This window comes from Rhizobium sp. HT1-10 (assembly GCF_049472505.1).
GTDB lineage: Bacteria > Pseudomonadota > Alphaproteobacteria > Rhizobiales > Rhizobiaceae > Rhizobium.
The window spans coordinates 185,425-209,380 of sequence record NZ_JBCEBQ010000005.1 but is presented as its reverse complement, the minus strand read 5'-3'; the positions used below and the strand labels follow the sequence as shown (position 1 = coordinate 209,380).

Annotated in this window: 18 protein-coding genes; 10 read left to right on the top strand and 8 right to left on the bottom strand. The window is 63.2% G+C overall.

What is annotated here, in order from left to right:
- Positions 1–116 precede the first annotated feature (116 nt).
- Entirely contained in the window at positions 117–1,205 is a 1,089-nt protein-coding gene (gene recA / locus VH564_RS15375) for a recombinase RecA (protein WP_423340719.1), read from the bottom strand.
- A gap of 240 nt (positions 1,206–1,445) precedes the next feature.
- Between recA and VH564_RS15370 the strand changes: the two genes are divergently transcribed.
- From VH564_RS15370 to VH564_RS15360, 3 genes are all read left to right on the top strand, one after another.
- Positions 1,446–2,390, top strand: coding sequence for a carbohydrate kinase family protein (locus VH564_RS15370; RefSeq protein WP_423340718.1), 945 nt, complete (start codon positions 1,446–1,448; stop codon positions 2,388–2,390).
- A 46-nt stretch (positions 2,391–2,436) separates the two neighbouring features.
- Entirely contained in the window at positions 2,437–3,363 is a 927-nt protein-coding gene (locus VH564_RS15365; protein ID WP_423340717.1) for a pseudouridine-5'-phosphate glycosidase, read from the top strand.
- A gap of 82 nt (positions 3,364–3,445) precedes the next feature.
- Positions 3,446–4,342, top strand: a complete 897-nt coding sequence (locus VH564_RS15360) for a DMT family transporter (RefSeq protein WP_423340716.1) — start codon at positions 3,446–3,448, stop codon at positions 4,340–4,342.
- 27 nt (positions 4,343–4,369) lie between these two features.
- On the opposite strand, the gene cckA is transcribed toward VH564_RS15360, so the two are convergent.
- Positions 4,370–6,976 carry a cell cycle histidine kinase CckA gene (cckA, locus tag VH564_RS15355; protein WP_423340715.1) on the bottom strand — a complete coding sequence of 869 codons (2,607 nt, stop codon included), beginning with the start codon at positions 6,974–6,976 and terminating at the stop codon, positions 4,370–4,372.
- 338 nt (positions 6,977–7,314) lie between these two features.
- Between cckA and VH564_RS15350 the strand changes: the two genes are divergently transcribed.
- Positions 7,315–8,475 (top strand): flagellar biosynthetic protein FliO, encoded by a 1,161-nt coding sequence (locus VH564_RS15350; protein WP_423340714.1) that lies wholly within the window; start codon positions 7,315–7,317, stop codon positions 8,473–8,475.
- A 113-nt stretch (positions 8,476–8,588) separates the two neighbouring features.
- On the opposite strand, the gene dksA is transcribed toward VH564_RS15350, so the two are convergent.
- A complete protein-coding gene (dksA, locus tag VH564_RS15345; RefSeq protein WP_423340713.1) occupies positions 8,589–9,008 on the bottom strand; it encodes an RNA polymerase-binding protein DksA in 420 nt (139 codons plus the stop codon).
- Positions 9,009–9,287: 279 nt separating this feature from the next.
- Here dksA and VH564_RS15340 point away from each other — a divergent pair, with 279 nt between their 5' ends.
- From VH564_RS15340 to VH564_RS15325, 4 genes are all read left to right on the top strand, one after another.
- On the top strand, positions 9,288–9,797 hold the full coding sequence (locus VH564_RS15340; RefSeq protein ID WP_423340712.1) for a SixA phosphatase family protein: 510 nt from the start codon (positions 9,288–9,290) through the stop codon (positions 9,795–9,797).
- Between the two features lie 79 nt (positions 9,798–9,876).
- Positions 9,877–11,352, top strand: coding sequence for a YcjX family protein (locus VH564_RS15335; protein ID WP_423340711.1), 1,476 nt, complete (start codon positions 9,877–9,879; stop codon positions 11,350–11,352).
- On the top strand, positions 11,349–12,422 hold the full coding sequence (locus VH564_RS15330) for a YcjF family protein (RefSeq protein WP_423340710.1): 1,074 nt from the start codon (positions 11,349–11,351) through the stop codon (positions 12,420–12,422). The genes VH564_RS15335 and VH564_RS15330 overlap by 4 nt, the downstream gene beginning before the upstream one ends.
- Before the next feature lie 103 nt (positions 12,423–12,525).
- Positions 12,526–13,077, top strand: a complete 552-nt coding sequence (locus tag VH564_RS15325) for a hypothetical protein (protein WP_423340709.1) — start codon at positions 12,526–12,528, stop codon at positions 13,075–13,077.
- A 50-nt stretch (positions 13,078–13,127) separates the two neighbouring features.
- On the opposite strand, the gene folK is transcribed toward VH564_RS15325, so the two are convergent.
- From folK to folP, 3 genes are read right to left on the bottom strand one after another with little or no spacing between them, the layout of a single operon-like run.
- Complete coding sequence (gene folK / locus VH564_RS15320; RefSeq protein WP_423340833.1) at positions 13,128–13,646, bottom strand: 2-amino-4-hydroxy-6-hydroxymethyldihydropteridine diphosphokinase; 519 nt, start codon at positions 13,644–13,646, stop codon at positions 13,128–13,130.
- Positions 13,639–14,007 (bottom strand): dihydroneopterin aldolase, encoded by a 369-nt coding sequence (gene folB, locus VH564_RS15315; RefSeq protein ID WP_423340708.1) that lies wholly within the window; start codon positions 14,005–14,007, stop codon positions 13,639–13,641. The genes folK and folB overlap by 8 nt, the downstream gene beginning before the upstream one ends.
- Positions 14,004–14,792, bottom strand: a complete 789-nt coding sequence (gene folP / locus VH564_RS15310) for a dihydropteroate synthase (RefSeq protein ID WP_423340832.1) — start codon at positions 14,790–14,792, stop codon at positions 14,004–14,006. Before folP ends, folB begins: the two co-directional genes overlap by 4 nt.
- 174 nt (positions 14,793–14,966) lie before the next feature.
- On the opposite strand from folP, the gene VH564_RS15305 reads away from it, so the two are divergent.
- The gene (locus VH564_RS15305) at positions 14,967–15,587 is read left to right on the top strand and encodes a DUF922 domain-containing Zn-dependent protease (protein WP_423340707.1); all 621 of its coding nucleotides are present in this window, start codon (positions 14,967–14,969) and stop codon (positions 15,585–15,587) included.
- Between the two features lie 298 nt (positions 15,588–15,885).
- Here VH564_RS15305 and VH564_RS15300 read toward each other — a convergent pair whose 3' ends face one another.
- Together VH564_RS15300 and VH564_RS15295 are read right to left on the bottom strand one after the other, a co-directional pair.
- A complete protein-coding gene (locus VH564_RS15300; protein ID WP_423340706.1) occupies positions 15,886–16,206 on the bottom strand; it encodes a 2Fe-2S iron-sulfur cluster-binding protein in 321 nt (106 codons plus the stop codon).
- A gap of 169 nt (positions 16,207–16,375) precedes the next feature.
- Entirely contained in the window at positions 16,376–16,744 is a 369-nt protein-coding gene (locus VH564_RS15295; protein ID WP_423340705.1) for an Hpt domain-containing protein, read from the bottom strand.
- A 468-nt stretch (positions 16,745–17,212) separates the two neighbouring features.
- Here VH564_RS15295 and VH564_RS15290 point away from each other — a divergent pair, with 468 nt between their 5' ends.
- Entirely contained in the window at positions 17,213–23,815 is a 6,603-nt protein-coding gene (locus tag VH564_RS15290; RefSeq protein WP_423340704.1) for a hypothetical protein, read from the top strand.
- Positions 23,816–23,956 lie beyond the last annotated feature (141 nt).

The following is a 23,956-nucleotide window of genomic DNA, read 5'->3' as shown; positions in this document are numbered from 1 at the left end:
GCTTTTATCGCTCGCTCTTGATCCTGTCCAGCCACAGGAACGAAAGCGGCCGCACATCCCTGAGGAGTGTGCGGCCGCGAATGAAAACTGACGCTCAGACCCTAAGGTCCGGCCCCTTACATGTCGGCGGCGACGTCGCCGTCATTGGCATCGGGACCACCGTTGACAAGCAGCTTGTCGGCGATCAGGCCGGCGCTCTGGCGCAGCATGGTCTCGATTTCGCGGGCGAGTTCCGGATTGTCACGCAGGAAGATCTTGGCGTTTTCACGCCCCTGCCCGAGACGCTGGCTGTTGTAGGAGAACCAGGCACCCGACTTTTCGACGATGCCGGCCTTGACGCCGAGGTCGACAAGTTCGCCGGTCTTCGAAACGCCTTCGCCATACATGATGTCGAATTCGACCTGCTTGAAGGGCGGTGCCATCTTGTTCTTGACGACCTTGACGCGCGTCTGGTTGCCGATGACCTCTTCGCGGTCCTTAACGGCGCCAATGCGGCGGATATCGAGGCGGACCGAGGCATAGAACTTCAGCGCGTTACCGCCGGTCGTCGTCTCAGGCGAGCCGAACATCACGCCGATCTTCATGCGGATCTGGTTGATGAAGATGACCATCGTGTTCGACTTCGAAATCGACGCGGTCAGCTTGCGCAGCGCCTGGCTCATCAGACGGGCCTGGAGACCTGGCAGGCTATCGCCCATTTCGCCTTCGATTTCAGCGCGCGGTGTCAGAGCCGCGACGGAGTCGATGACCAGAACGTCGATGGCGCCGGAGCGCACCAGCGTATCGGTGATTTCGAGTGCCTGCTCGCCAGTATCTGGCTGAGAGATCAGCAGGTTCTGCAGATCGACGCCGAGCTTGCGGGCATAGACCGGATCGAGCGCATGTTCGGCGTCGACGAAGGCGCAGATGCCGCCCTTCTTCTGGGCTTCGGCGATGGTCTGCAGCGCCAGCGTCGTCTTACCGGAGCTTTCCGGTCCATAAATCTCAACGATACGCCCCTTCGGCAATCCGCCGATGCCGAGTGCGATATCAAGGCTCAGCGAGCCTGTGGAAACTGTCTCGATCTCGACGATACTCTCGTTCGAGCCGAGCTTCATGATCGAGCCCTTGCCGAACGACCTCTCGATCTGAGAGAGTGCGGCTTCGAGCGCCTTGCTTTTGTCCACCGATTTGTCCTCTACGAGCCGCAAACTATTCTGTGACATAGGGTCCACCTTTAGGTTATTGAAGCCGTACAGGCAACGAAGCAGTTCATAGAGTTTTTGTACTCTTTTTGTTCTGTTTCTGCAAGTGCCTATCAAATTATTGAAACGAAAAGGTAAAATCGGATTTGTTCTATATTTGCTTTCCCTTTTCGCGGCAATGGCTTAGGGCCCATAAGAAGCTCCTTCCCGACTTCGAAAACGAGCTCCGAATCGACCGCTTGAGCGCCGTTGGAGCCTTCGATGTCTAAGTCGATTCTCGTTCTGGGCGGCGCCCATATCGATCGGCGCGGTCGGATCTTTGGGGAGACGAATGCCGGCGCCAGCAATCCCGGTGCCTGGTTCGAGGAGCCTGGCGGCGGTGGCTTCAATGCGGCCCGCAATCTGGCAAGGCTCGGCCATGCCGTGCGGATGATTTCCCCGCGCGGGGGCGATGTTCTCGGCGAGATGGTCGCTGCATCCGCCCGCAACGCCGGCGTCGACGACCGTCCGTTCGTCTTCCTCGATCGCAAGACGCCGAGCTACACCGCGATCATCGAGAATGACGGCAATCTGGTCATCGCTCTGGCCGATATGGAGCTTTATAAGCTGTTCGGCCCACGCCGGCTGATGATCCGCGCGGTCCGCGATGCCTTTGCCGAATGCGACCTCGTCCTCTGCGACGCCAACCTGCCAACGGAAACGCTGGCGGCGATCGCGGCCAGGTGCGCCGATATGGCCAAGCCGCTGGCCGCCATCGCCATCTCGCCGGCCAAGGTGGTGCGCCTCAGCCCTTGCCTCGGCGGCATCTCCTATCTTTTTCTCAACCAGGCCGAAGCGGAAGCTTTGAGCCGAAGCCGACCAGAAGATCCGCGCGAATGGGTTGCGCAGCTCAGGACGCTTGGCCTCAGGGGTGGCGTGATCACCCGGGGACAGCGGCCGCTGGTTGCCTTTTCAGAAAATCTCACGCTCACGCTACAGCCACCGACCCTCCCCGAGATCGCAGATGTCACGGGCGCCGGCGATTCGCTTGCCGCCGGTGTCTTGGCGGCGTTGCTGGCCGGACACGATCTCGCGCAGGCTATCCGCAACGGCGCAGCGGCCGCGGCGATCACCGTCCAGTCGCCCTACGCGACCTCTGAAAATCTGTCGCCAGAGCTGCTCCAGCAGACGCTAGCCCTTGTCCCGGAGGCCGAAATACTGTCATGAAGCCTCATCCCGCTCGTCAAACACGTCAATTCAGGTGGCCAAGCCCATGACCAGACCGTTTTCCGCCCTGCTGCCGATCTCCTATTCGACGGAGGTCGCCGCTGCCAAGGCGCGCGGCGCAGCGATCGTCGCGCTCGAATCGACGATCATCACCCATGGAATGCCCTATCCCGGCAATATCTCCATGGCCCGCAGCGTCGAGGCCATCATCCGCGAGGAAGGTGCTGTTCCGGCAACCATCGCCGTCATCCACGGGACGTTGCATATCGGCCTGGAGCCCGCCGAGCTCGAGAGCCTCGCCCAGACCACGGATGCCATGAAGGTTTCCCGTGCCGATCTGGCCTTCGCGATTGCCGAGCGTCGCACCGGCGCGACGACGGTCGCCGCGACGATGATTGCCGCCGCCCGGGCGGGCATCAAGGTCTTTGCGACAGGCGGCATCGGTGGTGTCCACCGCGGCGCCGAGACCAGTTTCGACATCTCCGCCGACCTCGAGGAATTAGCCCGCACCGGCGTCATCGTCGTCTGCGCCGGCGCCAAGGCGATCCTCGATATCCCTAAGACGCTCGAAGTCCTCGAAACCCGAGGCGTGCCGGTTGTCACCTTCGGGAGCGCCGAGTTCCCAGCTTTCTGGTCACGGGCATCGGGCCTGCCGAGCCCGCTGACGCTGAACAGCCCGGCCGCCATTGCCAATTTCCAGACCGTGCGCGAGCAGCTGGGCATCGATGGCGGCATGCTGATCGCCAATCCGGTGCCGCAGGAAGACGAGATCGAGCGCGAGGAGATGGAGATCTACATCGAGCGAGCGCTCGACAGTGCCGAGCGCGAGGAAGTGGTCAGCAAGGCCGTCACGCCCTATCTGCTCAGCACCATCTTCGACATTACCGACGGCCGCAGCCTCAAGACCAACATCGCGCTGGTCGAAAACAATGCCCGGCTCGCCGCCGAAATTGCCGTCGCCCTGGCGGACTGAAGCGCACCGCAAGGACTGAACACATGCCGCGCCTGATATCGGCGCGGCTTTCTTTTTTGGTCAGCGCAACAGGACGACGCCCTTGTCAAAGCTCATCCGCTCCGATGCCGCTAAGGCGGTCGACAATGGCATTCCGCTGGCGGCCTTGATCCTCGGGGGCGCGGCCATCGGCGGCTCGCCGATCTTCGTCAGGCTCTCCGAGGTGGGCCCTCTGGCCACCGCCTTCTGGCGGGTCGCGCTGGCGCTGATCCCGCTCCTCATCTTCGCCCTTGCCAGGCGGGAAAAATCGGCCATCCGCCCGGCCAGTCTTGCCGACAGCTTCATGCTGGTGCTGCCGGGCCTGTTCCTTGCGACCGACCTCGTCACATGGCATCTCTCGATCCACATGACGTCGGTTGCCAATGCGACGCTGCTCGCCAATCTGGCGCCGATTTTTGTCGCCGTCATTGGCTGGCTGTTCCTGCGCGCCCAAATTTCGGGGCTGTTCCTGCTGGGGCTGGCGACGGCGATGGTCGGCATCGTGACGCTCAAGGGCGGTCTTGCCGGTCTTGCCCATGGAGATCTGCGCGGCGATGGACTGGCGACCGTCGCGGCCCTCTTCTATGCCGGCTACATCCTCGTCATCGGCCGGCTGCGCAGCCGGTTCGACACGCTGCAGATCATGATCTGGAGCACGGCCGCAGCGGCTGTCTGCCTGTTGCCGATCGCACTGCTGGCGGAAGGGGTGATGCTGCCGCCAAGTCTGTTTGGCTGGTCGATGCTGATCGGCCTGGCCTTCATTAGCCATGCCGGCGGCCAGGTGGCGATCACCTATGCGCTCGCCTACCTGCCGCCCGCCTTCTCGTCCCTGACCTTACTTCTGCAGCCAGTCGTCGCGGCCATCCTCGCCTGGATCCTGCTCGCAGAAGCCATCGGGCCGCTCCAGGCCATCGGTGGCGCGGTCGTCCTGGTCGGCATTCTCGTCGCCCGCCGTGGATAGGATGGCGGGACGGCGTGGAGCCTGGCCTTAGCTGTCGAGCATCTCGCGGACCGCCACTGCCAGCTGCTTCAGCGAGAACGGCTTCGGCAGGAAGCCGAACTTGGAATCGGCCGGCAGATTGCGGGCGAAGGCGTCCTCTGCGTAGCCTGAGACGAAGATGAACTTCATGTCCGGATAGATCTTGCGCAATTCGCGCAGCAGGGTGGGGCCGTCCATCTCCGGCATGACGACATCGGAAACGACGACATCGACCTTGCCTTCCAGTTCCTCAAGAATCTCCAGCGCCTCGACGCCAGACCCCGCTTCGTGAACCGTGTAGCCGCGCGTTTCCAGCATGCGCTTGCCGCCGCGGCGGACCGCTTCCTCGTCCTCGACCAAAAGGACAACCGCCGATTTGCCGGTCAGGTCCGCCTGCTCGACCTCGGGCATGACGGCACCCTGGCCCATCGGCGGTGCGTTCGGTGCCTCCAGTTCGCCTTCGCCAAGCGGCAGCACTTCGATGATGTGGCGCGGCAGGAAGACGCGGAACGTCGTACCTTTGCCGACCTCGGAATCGGGCTGGATATAGCCGCCGGACTGCTTGACGATGCCGTAGACCATGGCAAGGCCGAGGCCGGTGCCCTTGCCGACGTCCTTGGTGGTGAAGAACGGCTCGAAGATCTTGTCCATGATTTCAGGCGCAATACCGGTGCCGTTGTCGCTGACTTCGACCAACACCATGTCTTCCTGCGGCAGGTAGGCCGAGTTGAAAGCGGCCATATCGGCAGCCGAGACATTGCGGGTCCGCAGCACCAGCCTGCCGCCCTCGGGCATGGCATCGCGCGCATTGACGCAAAGGTTGATCAACACCTGTTCGAACTGCGAGAGATCGGTCTTTACCGGCCAGAGATCGCGGCCGTATTCGACCTCGAGCTTGACGCGGGTGCCAGACAGCAACCGCTCCACCAGCATCCTGAGATCGCCGATGACATCGGTAAGGTTGATGACGGTCGGGCGCATGGTCTGCTTGCGGGAGAACGCCAGCAGCTGGCGGACCAGCACGGCTGCGCGGTTGGCGTTGCGCTTGATCTCCATCAGATCGGCAAAGCTCGCATCGGCCGGCCGCGCCTGCAGCAACAGATGGTCGGAGGACAACAGGATGGCGGTGAGCACATTGTTGAAGTCGTGGGCGATGCCGCCGGCAAGCGTTCCCACCGCGTTCATCTTCTGGGTCTGCGCCATCTGTGCCTCGAGCGCCTTCTGCTCGGTCACTTCCACGGCGTAGACGATCGCCGCTTCCTCGGGCGCCTCATCGCTCTGCTCGATGACGGCGTTGATATAGAAGCGGAAATGCCGCGTCTCATCCATCGGATTGCGGGAATCGATCGATGGAATGTCACCCTGGCGATCCTTGGCGGCGGCGAAGGCCTGGGCCAGCCGTGGCCGCTCGCTCTCGCTGAAGATCACCTCAAGCGCAGCACCGCGCTCGATATCGTCACGCGAGACGACGTTGGAAAACAGCTTCAGGAACGGCGCGTTGGTGCGCAAAATCCGCCCGGCTCCGTCAACGGAAGCGATCGCCATCGGCGTGTTGTTGAAGAAACGGGTGAACCGCATCGCTGCAACAGAGGCCGACTGGTCGTCATCGTCGTCCTTCTGGCGACCGAGGACGATGGTCCGGCTCTCGCCCGGCGCGCCATCGCGCATGGAGGTGACGCTATGCACGAGGCGGGCCGGCAGGCTCTGGCCGTTGCCCTTCCTGAGGTCGAGGTCGAGTGTGACGGTCTTCTTGAGACCAGGCTCCGCCTGCACAGACTGGATCAGCGCCAGGCCCTCGCCGGCGACGAGATCGCCAACGGAGATTGAACCCGGGGTGAACTTGGTGAGATCGAGGCCAAGCCACTCGGCAAGCGTCGCGTTCAGATAGAAAATCTCGCCCTTGCGGCCGGCGGAGAAGAACCCGGCCGGCGCATGGTCGAGATAGTCGATGGCGTTCTGCAGTTCCTTGAAGAAGCGCTCCTGATCGTCGCGCTCCGAGGTGATGTCGGTAATCTGCCAGATATGCAGTGCCTTGCCGCGCGACTGTCCGGGCGGCAGCAATCGCGCCTTCAGCCTGTACCAGTGGGCGCCCGAGCCGCTGGTGCCCACGGGACCGAGCGGCTTCATCAGCCGGAACTCCTCGCTTCCCTCCTTGCCTTCGCGCAATGCGTTCGAAAGCCGGTAGAGCGCCTGGTTGGATTCGCGGTTGCGCGATAGCAGCGTGTCGAGCGACTGGACCTCGCTGGTCTTCTTTGCCCCGGTCAGATCGCCATAGGCGAGATTGGCGTAAACGATCCGCCCCTTGTCGTCGGTGATCAGCGTTCCGTCCGGGTGGCTGTTGAGAAAGGACCGGGCAAGGCTGTCCGACTGGGTCTGCGGCATGACCTCGACGAAGCCGATCACGGACGAGACGAGAAAGAAGATCCCGACCATCGCCAGGATCCCGAGTGCCCCGAGCACGATCTCGTTGTCGAGCTCGTTCTTGAACACCACGAACGCCGCAGCGGCGGCAATCAGCACCAGCGCCAGAAGAATGATGCGAAGCACGATTCCGGAACGAACCCCGCGATCGACCAGCGGTACGCTATACTCGTCGGACTGACGCAGCTTGGTCATGAACCCCTCGTTGGTCCGCTCCGCATTCCGTCAAAGGTGTCGACGGACTTTTGGAATCAGGACTTTGATCTTCTTAGCAAGTCGCGGCACCGGCAAAAAGCGGCCTGCAGCCCAGAAAGGCTTGAATTCACAAGGAACTGCGCCAGCTTCCTGCAGAACATGGTTCAGAGCGCCGCGCGCGGCAAGATTTCCGCTGAGCTTGTTGGACAAAGGCCAAAGACATCTTGTTTCTCAGGCGATCCTATACCTATGATCGTCGACCGGTGCGCGATCAAACATCCGGTTCCCAACACTTGTGAACTATCGCGACGCCGAATCAACATAACGGAGGATCGACAATGCTGGACGACATAGCAGGAACCTATGGCAGCCGCCTGTTCGTTGCCGCCGGAGGCGTGGCGGTTGCCCTGCTGGTGCTGTTCGGGGTGCTTTGGCTCGTGCGGAACCGCGCACCGTCTCCTTTCGTGCGCGGCGGCAAGGGCCGCCAGCAGCGCCTGCAGGTGCTGGACGCCGCTGCCATCGACGCGCGGCGCCGCATCGTGCTGATCCGCCGCGACGGCGTCGAGCATCTGGTGATGATCGGCGGTCCGACCGATATCGTCATTGAGAGCGGCATTGGCGATAACTCGCGGCAGCCGGGCGCGCAGCCACTGGTGACAGAACGACCAACACTGGAGACGTTGTCGGCAAGAGAGCCGGCCCAGCCTGTCCAACAGCTCGATGCACCGCGGGAGCACCCCCGCGTTCCCAGCCGGGAGCCCGAGCCGGCACCGCGCATCCAGCCGCCACCGGTACAGGCCAAGATCGAAGCGCCCGTCGCGCCCGCTCCGCAGCGGCGCCCTGCGCCGGAGCCGAAACCTGTGGCGGCAGTAGCTTCCCCGTCGGCAGACACGGTCAAGCCGGATGACCTTGCCCCCGCCGTCGAGCGGCTGGAAGCGACCCGGCAGGTTCCTCAGCCAGCACAGCCCGCCCCAGTTGCTCCCCCGGCCGCGCCGTCACCCCCCGTGCAGGCGTTTCAACCGCCGCCGCCCGTGCAGGTCGCCCCTCCTGAACGGATCGAGCCCGTCGTCTTCGGGCGCAAGGAAGAGGCCGCAGCGGCCGACGTTCTCGATGCCGCCCGCAGCCGCGTGCTGGCACCGCAGCCGGATCGCCGGATAGAGCCCGAGGTCGCAGTGCTGCCATCACCGCCGAGCTCGGCTCAGGCGGCGCCTATCCTGGCACGCGACGCCTACAACGAGGACTTCGACATCCCGACTCCGGACATCGTGCCGGCGCGAAAGCCAAACACCGACTTCGAGAGCATCCTCGATGCGGAGATGGCAAGCTCTTTGACCGCCGAACGCTTCGGATCGACCACGGCGCCAGCGCGCCCCGAAGCGACCGCCCCCCAACAGCCGCGACGCGAGCCCGAGATGGCGCCCATCGTCGGCGGCGATGCGGCCTTGCAGAAGGAAGTGGCGCGGATCTTCGGGGAAATGAGCGTTACCCGCGACAAATAGGCTTGCGGAGAGCCGGCTCGGTCTCAACGGCCGCAGCCGGTCTCGTGAGACAAAAGAAAAGGCACGACAAATTGATGTCGTGCCTCTGGTTTTCGGATGGAATAAAGCAGCTCTTACTCGTCGCGGTAGACTTTTTCGCGACGCTCGTGGCGTTCCTGGGCTTCGATGGACAGGGTGGCGATTGGCCGTGCATCGAGACGCTTGAGGCCGATCGGTTCACCGGTTTCTTCGCAGTAGCCGTAGGTACCGTCGTCGATCCGCGACAGGGCCGCGTCAATCTTGGAAATCAGTTTGCGCTGGCGGTCGCGGGCGCGGAGCTCGATGGCACGGTCGGTTTCGGAGGATGCCCGGTCGGCGAGGTCTGGGTGGTTGGCGCTTTCTTCTGCGAGATGCTCTAGCGTTTCGCGCGCTTCTCTGAGGATATCGGCTTTCCAAATGACGAGCTTGGATCGGAAATAGGCCTTCTGCCGCACATTCATGAACTCCTCATCTTCCGAGGGAACATAGGTGCCAAGATCGATCTTCTCACTCAACGCGATTCTCCTGAAGAACATCTCATATGGCGCGGGGTATACAGCAACCGGTGGTACCGATTCAAGCCAAATAGAGGCCGTCAAGAGATTTTTAAATCTGTCATAAAATTCAGCTAAACGTCTAATCTTTCATCGCTTTATTTCGCCGGCAATGGCGTCCAGGCTATAAGCCTTCTGTGGACCACAGCTTTGTTTTCGTTGTTGCTTCAAGCGCGGCAGTTGACGAAGGGGTCCGGGCAAACGCAAGGTCGGCGACGAACTTCAGGATGGATTTGACCCATGATCAGTACCTTGCCGCAGCTGTCCCGCATCTTTCTATTGCGCCACGCCGAGGCCGCGCAGGCCCAGCCCGGAGAACGCGATTTCGACCGTGCGCTCAACGATAACGGCTTTGCGCAGGCGGAAATCGTTGCCGACAGGGCCGCCGACAAGGGATATCGGCCCGATATCGTCATCTCCTCCACAGCGCTCCGCTGCCGCCAGACGACGGATGCCTTCAAGCGGGCAACGGGTGCTACAACCGAGGTGGAATATGTCGATGGTCTCTACGAGGCTTCGCAAACGACCTATCTCGAGATCCTGTCGGCTCAAACAGCCGACAATTCGATCATGATGGTCGGCCACAATCCCATCATCTCGCAGGTGCTCGAGGCGCTGATCGGGCACGACGCCATGCAGAAGTCCCTGCCCGGCGGCTTCCCGACCGCCGGCTTTGCCGTGCTTGATGCCATCGAGAAGACGGATAGCTCCGGCGTCACCTGGATCCTCAGCGATTTCCTCCGCGAATAGGGCGCGCGCCTAGCGGCGCTGCTTCTATTTGCTGCAGCCCTCCCTATATTGCGGTGGACTTCAATCAAGGGACGCCGCTTTGCCTCCGAGCCTGACCTCCTTTACAGACGACGCGCTGATTGCCTTCGACAACATGGCCGATCGCGCGGCCAATCTGGTCAATCCCACCATCCGGCTCGGTGTTACCGGGCTGTCGCGGGCCGGGAAGACGGTCTTCATCTCGTCGCTCGTTCACAATCTCCTCAACGGCGGCCGCCTGCCGCTGTTTGAAGCCATGCAGTCGGGCCGTGTTTCGGCCGTGCGGCTTGAGCAGCAACCTGACGACGCGGTGCCGCGCTTCCAGTATGAAGACCATATCAGGGCGCTGGTGAAGGACAGGATCTGGCCGGACTCCACCCGGGCAATCTCGGAGCTTCGCATCACGCTCGAATATCAGAGCGCCAGCGGCTGGAGCCGGCTGTTATCGCCGGGACGACTGTCCATCGACATCGTCGACTACCCCGGTGAATGGTTGCTGGATCTGCCGCTGCTCGGCAAGGACTATCAAACCTTTAGCGACGAGACGCTGGAGCTGGCAACAACCGGGGTCCGCGCCGAACTCGCGCGCGACTGGTTGACGCTCTCGGCATCGACCGATGGCGCAGCCCCCGCCGACGAGATGCGGGCGCGCGACCTTGCGGTCGCGTTTACAGCCTATTTGCGGGCCTGCAAATCGGACGAGCGCTCGCTGTCGACGCTGCCGCCGGGCCGGTTTTTGCTTCCCGGAGACCTCGACGGCTCACCGGCGCTGACGTTCGCGCCACTGCCTCGACCTGCCGACGGCAAGGGTCCGAAGGGATCGCTCTGGGCGATGATGGAGCGGCGTTACGAGGCCTATAAGTCCGTCGTCGTCAAACCGTTCTTCCGCGAGCATTTCGCCCGGCTCGACAGACAGATCGTGCTTGTCGATGCGCTGCAGGCGATCAATCGCGGCCCCGAGGCTATACAGGATCTGGAGCGGGCGCTGGCCGACGTGCTCGCCTGTTTCCGCCCCGGCACCAACAGCTTCCTGTCTTCCTTCCTCGGCCGTCGCATCGATCGCGTGCTGGTCGCAGCGACCAAGGCCGATCATCTCCACCATGAAAGCCACGACCGGCTCGAGGCCCTGACGCGCCGTCTGGTCGAGCGCGCCACCCAGCAGATCGGCATGACCGGGGCCGGCATCGACGTCATGGCGCTGGCCTCGATCCGCGCGACGCGCGAGGCGACCGTCAACCGCGAGGGGCATGTCCTGCCCGTCATCGTCGGCACGCCGATGGCGGGCGAAACGATCGGCGGCGAGGTCTTCGACGGTATCCGCAACACGGCCGTGTTTCCGGGCGACCTGCCGCGCGATCCGCAGCAACTCTTCAGCCACGGCAAACCCCAAAGCGATGCTTCAGCCCTGCCTGACGTCAACGTCGTTCGCTTCAGGCCGCCGCTGCTCGACCGCACCGATACGGGCATCGTGCTCTCGGTGCCGCATATCCGGCTCGATCGGGCCATGCAGTTCCTGTTCGGAGACCGCCTCGCATGACGCCATCGATCGACGACAATCCCCCGCGCCAGCCCGCAGCCTTCTCGCTGGAACCCGATCCGCGCCAAGGCGTCGAAAATGCCGCGCCTGCCGTGCAAAACCGCAGGCCACAGAGCTTCGACGCCGACGTGGTGCTGACACCCGACGAGGAAGATCCATTCCTGAGCCCCACGGGCTCGCTGGAGGACAGCGCGTCGCGCCTCAGCTCGCGCCGGCGCTTCTCCTTTGCCAAGGTCGCGCTCAGTGCCTTTGGCATCCTGCTGTCGCTTGCGTTCGGCCTGTGGACGGACACGCTGATCCGCGACCTGTTCAGCCGTGCCGACTGGCTCGGATACACCGCGCTTGGCGTTCTTGCCGTTGGCATCCTTGCGGTGCTCGGCATCGTCGTCCGCGAGACGGCGGGCATGATGCGGCTCGCCGCCGTGCACGAGATCCGGACGGAAGCGGAGGCTGCGTCACTGGAGGCAAGGCCGGCCCGCGCGCGCGCGCTGATCGACAGGCTCTCCGCGCTGTTCGCCGCACGCCCGGCCACCGCAAAGGGCCGCGCAGCACTGAAAGCAACCGAGAACGACATCATCGACACGCCCGGCCTGATCACGCTGGCAGAGCGCGAACTATTGGGACCGCTCGACCGGGAGGCACGGACCTTGATCCTGACCGCCTCCCGGCGCGTCTCGGTGGTGACAGCCGTCAGCCCCCGCGCCATCGTCGACCTCCTCTATGTGCTCTACGAATCGACCCGGCTGGTGCGGGCCATGGCCGATCTCTACGGCGGTCGTCCTGGTACGCTCGGAATGCTGAAGTTGATGCGAGACGTCGTTGCCCATCTGGCCGTCACCGGCTCGATTGCTGTCGGCGACGGGCTCATGCAGCAGATCGTCGGCCACGGCCTTGCTTCCAAGCTCTCGGCAAGGCTCGGCGAAGGCGTGGTCAACGGCTTGATGACGGCGCGCATCGGCATTGCCGCGATGGACTTGTGCCGTCCCCTGCCCTTCAAGGCGCTGAAGCGGCCCGGCATCGGCGACTTCATCGGCGACCTCTCGCCGGGCGCGAATAAAAACCGGTCCTGACAGGGTCTATCGTCAGGCTTTCTCGGTCACTGAAACATCCTGTTAACCATTCTGAGGCAAAACTGCGGCTTAGTTTCCGGTTCCCCTTCGCCAAGGAAAGCCTATGTTTTCGCGTAAATTTCTTCTTGTTTGCGGCTTTGCCGTAGCGGCCCTTCCCGTCGTCGACTGGGCCCAGTCGGCCAGCGCCGCGTCACGCGACAAGGCGTTCTTCCAGTCGGTGTCCGGCACATGGCGCGGCCCGGGTGAAATCGTTGCCGGCAAGTACAAGGGCACGAAGTTTACCTGCAACCTGATCGGCACGCCGAGCCAGGGATCGACGGCTGGCGTCAAGCTCGACGGCACCTGCCGCGTCGGCGTTTTCCAGCAGCCCATGTCGGCAGAAATCACCCAGAACGGCGCCTCCTACAACGGCAAGTTTCTCGATGGCGCGGCCGGCAAGGGCCTCGACGTGACCTCCGGCTCCGTCAACGACAACACCGTGGTCGTCGGCCTCAATCGCCAGAAGCTGAACGGCGCCATGATCGCCCGGCTGCAGGACGACCAGTCGATGAACGTAACGATTTCGGTGAAGGTCGAGGAGACCATGGTTCCGGTCATCGGTCTCAGCCTGAAGCGCGAAGCGGTCGACACCATGACCGTCGGCTCCATCAAGTAAGGCTCTCGCGCCAAGTCTCGAAGGCCGGGCGACTGCTCGGCCTTTTCGTTTCAGTCGCGTCGCCACCAGTCGCGGTCGGCGTCGGCGACCTCGATGCCCCCGACGTCGGCCCGGGACAGCCACTGCGCGACCGTGTCTCCAGCCACGTTAAGGTCGGCCGCAAAATCGGCAAGCGGCATGAGCACGAAACCACGCTCCGTCATGCGGGGATGCGGGATCTGCAGCTTCGGGGTGTCTGAGGTCACCGAGCCGAAGGTGAGGATATCGATATCGATCGTGCGCGGACCCCAGCGCTCTATCCTCTCCCGCTTCATCTCCCGCTCGATATCCAGGCAGACATCCAGCAGCTCTACCGGCGACAGCCGGGTGGCGACCGAAGCGCAAGCATTGAAAAAGAATGCCTGGTCGGTCTTACCCCAAGGCGGCGTGCGATAGAGGCGGGACACCCGCACGACATCGCAGTCGGCACGCAGGTCGAGGCTTCGCAACGCGCTGGCCATGGCGTGCACCGGATCTGCGATATTGCCGCCGAGCCCGAGCGTCGCTTCGACGAAATCGGCTTCAGGCAAAATGCTCAATGCTCACCTGAACGTAGTCGAGAACGCCGGGCACCGGTGCGTTCGGCTTGCGCACGGTTATTTGGGCGCGCTTGATCTGGGCGAACTTCTCGCAGAGGCCCTTGGCAATGTCGAGCGCCAGCGCCTCGATCAGATAGCGCCTTTTACCGGTGACGATCTCTTCGATCACGGTAAAAGCGATCCCGTAATTCACGGTGCCATCGATGGAATCGCTGACCAGCGCCTCGCCGGCGGCGACATCGAGTTCGGCATCGACGAAAAAGCGCTGACCGAGAAACTCCTCCTCGTCATGCACGCCGTGCCGGGCAAAGAACGCGCAGTTCTGCAGGGTAATTGTGTAGATGCCGCTCATGATGGTTTCATTCCTGATTTCGCCTGCATCGCCAGCATAGCATCTGCGACCGCAAGCGTGTCCCTGTTGATTGCGACATTATGCACGCGGAAAATCGTAGCACCCTGCATTCGCAGAATGACCGTCGTCGCCGCCGTCCCCACATCCCGGTCCGCCGCATCCCGGCCAGTCAATTCCCCGACAAAGCGTTTCCGTGAGGTTCCGACAAGGAACGGCAGTTCCAGACATCCAAGCTCGGAAAAACGCGCCATCAGCTCCAGATTTTCGTCGGCGCCCTTGGCGAAACCGAAACCCGGATCGAGGACGATTTGACCGCGCCGGACGCCGGCTGCATCGGCGATCTCCAGCGAACGGCTGAGGAACAGCAGCTGATCCTCGATCACGTCGGCGAGCTTCTGGCGATCGCGCCCGGTGTGCATGATACAGAGCCCGGCTCCCGTCTCGGCCGCCAGTGCCGCGATATCGGGTTCGCGCTGAAGGCCGAACACATCGTTGATAATGTGGGCGCCTGCCGCCACGGCGCGCCGCGCAGTCTCGACGCGGTAGGTATCGACCGAGATCAGGGCGTCGGTCTGTCCGCGCAAGGCTTCGATGACGGGCAGAACCCGCGCCTGCTCTTCGGCCGCACTGACGGGTTCGGCGCCGGGCCTGGTCGATTCGCCGCCTATGTCGATGATCCGCGCGCCGTCTGCGACGCATGCGAGCGCGTGGGAGACGGCGGCTTCGACTGCGTCGAACTGACCGCCGTCCGAAAAGGAATCGGGCGTTACGTTGACGATCGCCATCAGCGCGCTGTTCTCAAGGTCGAGGTGACGACCGTGACCCACATGCCAGAGATTGTCGCGAAACCCCGTCACGAAACGTCCATCCTGCTCAAACTGAAAAAAGTCGCGCCCCGATATTGCGCTCGCAGTGCCTATGCCGCAAGCTTCCTCGAAGTTCAACTGGTCCCGCCGCGAATGCCGCCTGCTTCTCGAATTGCCTCGCTCACCGTTGCCACGCTTCTCGCCTGGGGTCCGTGGCACAGAGCAGAGGCCGAGGTCATCGCGCAAACTTCCGTGTCCTACTTCGACATCAGCGGCAACACCGCCGACCAGCTGGACGCCGCTCTCAATGCCCGCGGGCCGGTCGCCATGGGCGCCAGCAGCCGACATCCCGGTGCGACGCGTATCCGCTTCGGCGGTCAGGCGACCTATGTCGAGAGCGGTGGACGCTGTCATATCGGCGGCGCCAGGGTCACGGTCGATACCCAGATCATCCTCCCACGCTGGCGCGATCGGCGCCATGCCGAGACCGGACTACCGGCCGTCTGGGACCGGCTCGCAACCGACATCAGGCGCCATGAGGAACACCACGCGGAAATTGCCCGCAGCCACGCAAACCGCATGGAAAAAGCCATCATGGCGCTTCGCCCGGAGCGCAGCTGCGATTTACTGCAGGACAAGGTCAGCCGCGAATCAGCACGCGCGATTCGTCTGCATGACAGGGATCAGGAGCACTTCGACCGCGTCGAGGCTGCCAACTTTGCGGATCGCATGGAACGACTGGCACGTCGACCAGAAATCAAGCCTTCGCTATAAATTGATCTATATCAATAAGTTAATCTTTATCGGAGCATGGCTGGGAAGTCGCGCCTGTGCGATATCTGCCACGCTGCGCTCTAAAGATATGGGGAAAAATCGGCCTGGTGCTTTACGCGCGGAATAATTAGTGCCAGCTTATTTAACACATCCCGGGCGATATGGCGTTCGGTTGACTTGGTTCTCCTGGCGTATCCGAAGCCGCAAGCGCTTCCTCCCTCGCCTGTCGGTGATACGCCCGCCTGACCTCGCTCTTCAAAGGGCGAGGTTTTTTTTGGGCTTCGGAATGGCGCGTCGATCAGGCCTGCCGCTCGGGCACGTGGACCACCAGCCCATCCAGCGCCTGCGTCAGCTTGATCTGACAGGACAACCGCGAGCTCGGACGGACGTCGAAGGCGAAGTCGAGCATGTCCTCTTCCATCGCCGCAGGAGGACCGGCCTTTTCGATCCATGCATCGTCGACATAGACATGACAGGTCGCACAGGCACAGGCGCCGCCGCACTCGGCTTCGATGCCGGGGACCGAGTTGCGCACGGCATTTTCCATGACTGTCGAGCCCTCGTCGGCATCGAAATCAAAACGGGTGCCGTCGAAAGCGACGATGGTCAGTTTGGTCATGACGTTATCCGGTATGCGCGAGTAAGATTGGAAGACCGGAATTCCTTCCAACAATTCTAAACAGCAGTCAACATCGCCGTCCGCGAAAGCGAATGGTCGCTATGAAGCGCAGCGGCGGCGCATGCAGGCGTCCGCCGTCCCATTTGGGGACGGCGTGGCGGAGTCCAGATCAGCGGCAGAGCTTCAGGATGAAGTTCTCGGCTTCGACAACGGCGGAACCGACCGCAGCCATCCGCGAGGCATCGTTTGAGTTGGCTTCGAAGCCTTCGGCCGATTCCGCAACCTTGAACGCGCCGACCGCACGGGCGGCCCCTTTCAGGCGATGGGCACCGGCCTTGATCTGCTCGTCGTTGCCGCTGGCGATATCCTGTAGGCAGCTGCGCGCCTGGCGCGCGAACATCTGTAAAACCTCGATTTCGAGCAGTTTGTCGCCCATCGTTTGGCGCGCGAGGTGGACGAGATCGATCGGCTTTTCCCGAGACGGGCCGAGGCCTCGCGAATTGTCTGGAGCTTCGAATGCGATGTTCAGTGCGGCCATGTGCCAATTCTCCCGTTCTAGTCTTGCTGCGTTGCTGCATAGTTGCGGCCGCGGCGTGGCCATCGCGTTAAATTCCGGCGCATTGAGGGCGAAAAACTGCACCTATGGTTAACGTCCGTTAAACACGGTTAAATTCTCATCTTTTGGGCAATGCCTTGATTTAAAAGGTGTTAACAACATCCTAACGCATGAGAGCGTTTGCCATCCGATAATTGTAACACTGCTGCTAATGTGTCACTACGATACTGGTACTTCCTGTCCCGGCGTCGTCTTTGCCCAACGGATAGATAGTGGTAATGTTTTGGTACCGTCTGTGCACGAAAGTGCGGTCCGGACGGATTGTAACGAGGATGCCGATGCCTTGTTAAGGAAATCGGTAGTACGGCTGGCGAGATTGCTGGATTTCGGATCTTGGCGGATTTTCGAAATGCCCGATCAGTCGGAACGAGTGTAACGAGGCGTATCCGTATGGCGAACAACAAATACAGCGAATCGGTGGAAGACAAGGCCTTCAAGGCATTGGACGAGGCGCTGCAGATCGATTTCAGCGATGACGGAATACCAGCTCGCACCGGACCTGCACCGGGTGCCACGGAGGCAAATTTGGCTGAGACTTCGAATGCACGTGCAAAGCGGGCAAAGGAAGAAGCGGCTCGTGCCGCCGCCGCTCGTGGCGGAAGGGCGCAGGATGCTCCCCGCGCCCCGGTGTTCGAACCAGCCAACGATACCAGCAGGGCTAACCCACATGCTATTCTGCGCGCGCTCGACAACGCCTCGATCGGCGGAGCGATCCGCAATGCAACGATCTTTTCCTTCATCTGGCTGATCGCCGGCCTCGGTCTCACCAGCATCATCTATTCGCCACCGATCTGGCAGATCCGATCGATCGGTGACCTCGTTGCACTGCCGGGTGTCATTGCCTGCCTGATCGGCATCCTGGTTCCGATCCTGCTGTTCTACGCCTTCGCCATCATGCTGGCCCGCGCCCAGGACATGCGCAACGCAGCGCGCTCGATGGCGGAAGTGGCGCTGCGCCTTTCCGATCCTGAATCGATCGCATCGGAACGCATCATGACGGTCGGTCAGGCCGTGCGCCGCGAAGTGTCGGCCATGAACGAAGGCATCGAGCGCACCATCGCCCGTGCCACCGAACTCGAGACCCTTGTCCACTCCGAGGTCAACGCGCTTGAGCGCAGCTATGCCGACAACGAACTGCGCGTGCGTGGTCTCGTGCATGAACTCGGCTCCGAACGGGATGCCATCGTCAATCATGCCGAGCGTATCCGGTCATCGATTTCGGGCGTCCACGAGCAGATCAAGGAAGACATGTCGCTGGCGACCGAAGAAATCGCCATCCGGCTGGCGACCTCGGGCGAAGCCTTCGCCACGCTGATGGACACCCGCGCTGCCGCGCTGTCGGAAAAGTCCAATACAGCCCTCCAGTCGCTCGGCTCGTTGCTGGCCGCTAAGACAGACAGCCTGATTGAAAACCTCAGCGCGTCCGGCCTCGCGCTGAACCAGGAGTTCGATACCCGCCTGGAATCCCTCTCCACCACCCTGACCGAGCGCGGGCGCAAGCTGCTCAGCCAGTTCGAAACGCGCGCATCCACGCTCGACGCCAACACCGACAAGCTGAACGCGGCTCTTAACGACCGCGCCCGCCAGCTGAACGAGACGCTGATTGCCCGCACCCGCGAGATCAGCGACAGCCTCAACACCGGCGAACGCGGCATCACCGACACGCTCGACACCGTCCTGTCGAAGCTCAACAGCGCGCTCGACGAAAAGGGCGCGACTTTCCGCCAGAGCCTGCAGTCGAGCGTTGACGATACCGTCATGGATCTCGACCTGCGCTCCGGCTTCTTCGAAGAGCGGCTGCAGTCGACCGTTGCCCAGGTTTCGACGAGCTTTGATGAACGCGTCGCAGAATTCACCGATGCCTTCGACAAGCGCGCGGGCTCGCTCGACAGCAAGCTGATGGAAAGCCTTGCTCGTATCAACGAGACGCTGGCTGGCGGATCCGACGCGATGGACGGCATCCTCAACAGCAGCATCGAGCGGATCGGCTCATCGCTCACCGACCACTCCTTCGCGCTGGCAACAGCGCTTTCGACCGGCCACGAAGTCCTTGAAAGCGCCATTGGCTCCAAGGCCTTGGAAATCACCTCGGCACTCGAGAGCCGCACCAGCGAATTCACGTCAGCGCTTCGCGGCGCCACCGGCGACGTCGCGGCCGTGCTTGGCAGCGGTTCCGAGGAGCTACAGGCAGCCTTGAGCGCCCGTACCCAGGAGCTGACATCCGCACTGCGCGGCGCCACCTCGGAACTCTCCACCTCCCTCACCGCCGGCAGCAGCGATCTGACCACGACGATCACGGCGCGCTCGAACGAGCTGACCTCCGCGCTGCAGACGGTGACGACGGATGTCTCCTCCGCACTCGCCTCCGGCACCGAGACCATTCACGCCGCGTTCAACGGTCGTGTTGAGGCGTTGAACGAGACGCTTGCTGCCCGTTCCGGCGAATTCACCGGCGTCATCGAGACGGCCACGTCCGAGCTGACTTCGGCGCTGGCATCCGGCACCAACGAACTCACCTCGGCCTTCGTCGGCCGCACCCAGGCCCTCAACGACACGCTGTCGGCCCGAACAGGCGAGATTACCCAGACCCTCGGCTCAGCCCATGAGCGGATCGACGCTGTCATGGCCGAGCGCAGCGGCGCCTTGTTCAATGCGCTCTCCGACAGCCAGTCGCGCTTCGAGCAGACCTTGGCCAGCCGCTCCGAGACCATCGTCAGTGCCGTCTCCGAAAGCCACGAGCGCCTGACGGAACAGCTGGACGACCGCACCATGGCGCTGGCCATCGCCCTGTCGGAAAGCCAGGAGCGTCTCGACCAGACCTTGACCAGCCGCTCCGAAGCCTTCGTGAGCGCAGTTGCAGGAAGCCAGGAGCGCCTGACGGAGCAATTGGACGACCGCACCATGGCGCTGGCCATCTCTCTGTCGGAAAGCCAGGAGCGCCTCGAAAACACGCTTGGCAGCCACAGCGATGCCATCGCCGCATCTGTCTCAACCGGCCACGACCGCCTGCGCGATACAATGGACGAGCAGACCCGCACCCTCGCCCAGACGCTTGCCGACAACCAGGCCCGCCTCGACGAGACACTGAGCGTTCGCGTCGATGCCATCAACGCCGCCGTCACCGGCAGCCATACCCGCATCGGCGAGACGCTCGACGAGAAGACGATGGCGCTCGCCATCACTCTCGACGAATCGCAGAGCCGCTTCGACGGCGCGCTGGAAGCGCGCACCAGCGCCATCCTCGACAGCGTCGCAGGTGCAGAAGCCCGCATCGCCGGTACCTTTGGCAACGAAGCCGAGACGATCCGCGCTGCTTATGTCGACAATCAGGAACGCCTGGACCAGACTCTTGCCGCCCACACGGAAAGACTGTCTGGTGTCCTCAACAGCGGCGGCGAGCGCCTCGAAAATGTCGTCGGCCAATCGACCGCACGCGTCGAGAACGCGCTGTTCGACACCACCGGACGCCTGGAGGCAACGATCGGAACCGGCCTGGCGCAGATGGACCAGAGCCTGGCCTCGGCCCACGACCGCATCCGCACCACGCTCGAAGAGCGCAGCGGTGCCCTTCAATCGACCCTTCGCGAAGCCCATGAACAGATCGATGGCACGCTTTCAGACCAGGCGATGACCATCGGCACCTCGATCGCCACCAGCGTCGGCATGATGGAAATGTCGCTCGAGGACCACGAGGCGTCGCTGCGCAACGCCATCGAGCAGAGCGCTCGGTCGCTGGACGAGCGCCTGCAGAACAGTGCTGGCGAGATTGCCGGCAAGTTCCAGGAAGCCGCCGGCGAAATCACCCGCTCGGCCGAAACCTTCTCATCGCATCTCGACGCCTCGGTCGAAGGCATGTCGGCCCGCTTTGCCGAAACCGGTGCGCGCGTCGAAACCGGCCTTGCCGGCGTGGAAGGCCGCATCCGCGATGGCCTGACGGCCGTCGTCGGACAGGTCGATGCCGCAGGCGTCCGGCTGGCCGACAGCCTTGCCGGCGGTGTCAGCGAAATCGATCGCGCCAGCGGCGATGCGGCTGTCCGCCTGGCGGAAACCATCGACGCTCGCACCTCGACGATCGCAGAGGCGATGGATGCCGGCAGCGCCCGCATCGATGAACGCCTGTCGACCATGGACCGCGCGCTCAACGTCGGCCTCGACGCCGTCAACCGCACCATCGAAGGCAAGGCAACGGCCTTGGCAACGACGCTGCGCACGGCCGTTGCCGACGCTGCGCAGGGCATGGACAACGAAGCCACCCGCACCGCCGACCTTCTTGCCCGCACGGGCCAGCAGTTCGCCGATGAACTCGGAAACCGCAGCGACGACTTCACCCGCACGATGGAAGAGCGCTCGCAGGATATCGTCAATCGCGTCTCGGAAACCCAGAGCCGGCTCGCCGGCCAGGCGGCTGCCGTCGCCCAGACATTCTCGGAAGCCGGCAACATCATCGTCAACAAGGTCGGAGAGGCCGAAGGCCTGGTCGGCAAGCAGGTATCGGCGCTGTCAGCGGCACTGACCGAGGTCGAGAGCTCGCTCGAAGCCCACGGCACATCGCTGCGCTCGACCCTGACGGGCACCGGCGAGGAGATTGCCTCGACCATGTCGCGTGTCGAACGCGCGCTCGAAGACCGCAGCAACGCCATCCGCAGCAACCTCGAAGAGCGCGCCCGCGAAATCGATGCCAGCCTCTCCGACGTCGACAAGACGCTGGAGGCGCGCGGCATGTCGCTTCGCTCGTCGCTGTCGGGAACGGGCGAGGAAATCGTCTCCGGTCTCACCCGCGTCGAACGCGCCCTCGAGGATCGTAGCAACGCCATACGTTCCAACCTCGATGAGCGTGCGCGCGATATCGATGCCACGCTTGCCGATGTCGACAAGGCTTTGGAAGCCCGTGGTTCGGCCATTCGCAACAGCCTCGACGAGCGCAGCCGCGACCTCAACTCGATGCTGGCTGGCCGCTCGAACGAGCTCGCCCGGATCATCGACGAAAAGGCGCGCCCTGTCGTCGAAGCCTATGCTGCGACCGGCGCACAGGCCGCCGAACGCATCGCGGCGGCTGCACAGGATGCAGCCGAGCGCCTGCGCACCGAAAACGCTGCTCTCGTCAGCGCCATCGCCTCGCGCACTAATGAAACGCTGGCCGCGATTTCGGCCCGCACGGAGAGCGTTGCCGGCACCGTCAATGCGCTGGAAAACAGTCTGCTCTCCAACGTCAACGGGCTGATGGAACGACTGGCCGACAACAACTCGGCCCTGGTCGCCATGCTCAACCGCGCCTCTACCGATTTTGCCGATGTCGACAATCGCCTTGGCTCGACGAGCCAGCGCTTTGCCGAAAGTGCAGGCAAGGCCTCGGAGCTGGTCTCAGCCTCGACGCGCCTGCTCGAAGGCAAGATCGACAAGCTCAGCGACATTTCCGTCCATACCCTGTCGCAGGTTGGCGGCATCATCGGGCGCTTCGACGAACACTCGAAGGTTCTGACCCAGGCTTCGCAGCTTCTGGGGGCGGCGCAGTCCAACCTGATGTCGACGCTGGAAGAACGCGAAGCCGCCCTCGAAGGCCTGTCCATCGGCCTCGTGCAGCGGTCGGAAGAGATCGAGAAGACGCTTCGGGCGGTCGGTGGGATCGTCGAGACTGCTTTCGAAAGAGCCGAGCAGCGCAGCAACCAGGTGGCGGGCAACCTGCGCCAGGGCGTGCAGGCATCCCTCTCCGATATCGGCCGTGTCCTGTCCGACACGGAAGCACGCGCCCAGCAAACCGCAGACACCATGCGCGATGCCCTCAGCAAGGCCGGCGCAGAGGCGAACCAGGCGATCGAAGGAACCTTCGCCAACGCCGAGCGGCGCTCGAGCGAGCTGACAAATCGCTTGCGCGGCGGACTGACGGCGTCGCTTTCGGACGTCGAGACCATGATGTCGGAAGCCGGCAAGACGACCGACAATGCCGCCTACTCCATGCGTGAAACCTTGCGCGGCGCGGTCGAAGAAGCGATCGATCGCTTCTCCGGCGCGACCGACGAGATCCGCCGTTCGGCTGGCGATATCCGCAAGGAACTCGACCTGACCCGCACGGAACTGAAGCGTGGCGCCTTCGACCTGCCCGAAGAAGCCAAGGAAAGCGCTGCCGCCATGCGCCGCGCCGTCGCCGAGCAGATCAAGGCGCTGCAGGACATCTCGCAGATCGTCGGCAAGTCGTCGCAGCATCTGGAAATCGCTGCTCCGGTCGCCAGGGCCCCGGCTCCGCGTCCAGCACAGCAGCCTGCTGCCATCGCCCCACAGCCTCAGGCCCAGGCGCCCGCACCGCAGCCGCAGCCCGTCGCCCAGCCGCGTCAGCCGGCGGCACCGCAGCCGGTACCGCAATTCCTGCAGCAGCCGGCGCCGGTACAGCAGCCACGTCCGATCGAGCCGATGGGCCTTCGCGGCACCATCTCGGCCGATCGCGCGCCGGTATCGCAGCCCCAGCGTCAGGCCCCGGAAATGCCGGCACCTGCCCGCCAGGAAGCAGCCGGTGGTGGATGGATCAGCGACCTCCTGCGTGGGGCATCCCGCGAGGACGCCGCCGATACGGCGCCAGCCCGCGCCCCGGCGCAGAGAGCACCGGTCGAGACCGCCGCTCCCGCTGCGCGCTCGGGCGACACCCGCAACCCGCGTCATGTGGTCGAATCGCTGAACTCACTGTCGGTCGATATCGCCCGTGCCATCGATCACGATGCCTCGGTCGATCTGTGGCGCCGTTACCAGCGTGGCGAACGCGACGTCTTCACCCGTCGCCTGTACACGCTGAAGGGGCAGCAGACATTCGACGAGATCAAGCGCAAATACGAGCGCGAGCCGGAGTTCCGGACGGCAGTCGATCGCTATATCGGCGACTTCGAAAAACTGCTCGGCGATGTCGCGGCCACGGACCGCGACAAGTCGGTGACCCAGTCTTACCTGACGTCGGATACAGGCAAGGTCTACACCATGCTCGCCCACGCAGCCGGCCGCTTCAGCTAGGGGCAGGCAAACAGCTGAGCACACCCCCGGTTGAGTGCCACATCCTCAACCGAAATGAAAAAGCCTGCGCTTACATCAACCGCTCGCGACACTGACGTCGCGAGCGGTTTTCGTTGTGTGTCGCTAAAGTTCACGGCTCAG

Excerpts from the sequence above, each read along its gene's own strand:
- recA (WP_423340719.1), bottom strand. The coding sequence starts at position 1,205 with ATGTCACAGAATAGTTTGCGGCTCGTAGAGGACAAATCGGTGGACAAA.
- VH564_RS15370 (WP_423340718.1), top strand. The coding sequence starts at position 1,446 with ATGTCTAAGTCGATTCTCGTTCTGGGCGGCGCCCATATCGATCGGCGC.
- VH564_RS15365 (WP_423340717.1), top strand. The coding sequence starts at position 2,437 with ATGACCAGACCGTTTTCCGCCCTGCTGCCGATCTCCTATTCGACGGAG.
- cckA (WP_423340715.1), bottom strand. The coding sequence starts at position 6,976 with ATGACCAAGCTGCGTCAGTCCGACGAGTATAGCGTACCGCTGGTCGAT.
- VH564_RS15350 (WP_423340714.1), top strand. The coding sequence starts at position 7,315 with ATGCTGGACGACATAGCAGGAACCTATGGCAGCCGCCTGTTCGTTGCC.
- VH564_RS15340 (WP_423340712.1), top strand. The coding sequence starts at position 9,288 with ATGATCAGTACCTTGCCGCAGCTGTCCCGCATCTTTCTATTGCGCCAC.
- VH564_RS15330 (WP_423340710.1), top strand. The coding sequence starts at position 11,349 with ATGACGCCATCGATCGACGACAATCCCCCGCGCCAGCCCGCAGCCTTC.
- VH564_RS15325 (WP_423340709.1), top strand. The coding sequence starts at position 12,526 with ATGTTTTCGCGTAAATTTCTTCTTGTTTGCGGCTTTGCCGTAGCGGCC.
- folB (WP_423340708.1), bottom strand. The coding sequence starts at position 14,007 with ATGAGCGGCATCTACACAATTACCCTGCAGAACTGCGCGTTCTTTGCC.
- folP (WP_423340832.1), bottom strand. The coding sequence starts at position 14,792 with ATGGCGATCGTCAACGTAACGCCCGATTCCTTTTCGGACGGCGGTCAG.
- VH564_RS15305 (WP_423340707.1), top strand. The coding sequence starts at position 14,967 with ATGCCGCCTGCTTCTCGAATTGCCTCGCTCACCGTTGCCACGCTTCTC.
- VH564_RS15300 (WP_423340706.1), bottom strand. The coding sequence starts at position 16,206 with ATGACCAAACTGACCATCGTCGCTTTCGACGGCACCCGTTTTGATTTC.
- VH564_RS15295 (WP_423340705.1), bottom strand. The coding sequence starts at position 16,744 with ATGGCCGCACTGAACATCGCATTCGAAGCTCCAGACAATTCGCGAGGC.
- VH564_RS15290 (WP_423340704.1), top strand. The coding sequence starts at position 17,213 with ATGGCGAACAACAAATACAGCGAATCGGTGGAAGACAAGGCCTTCAAG.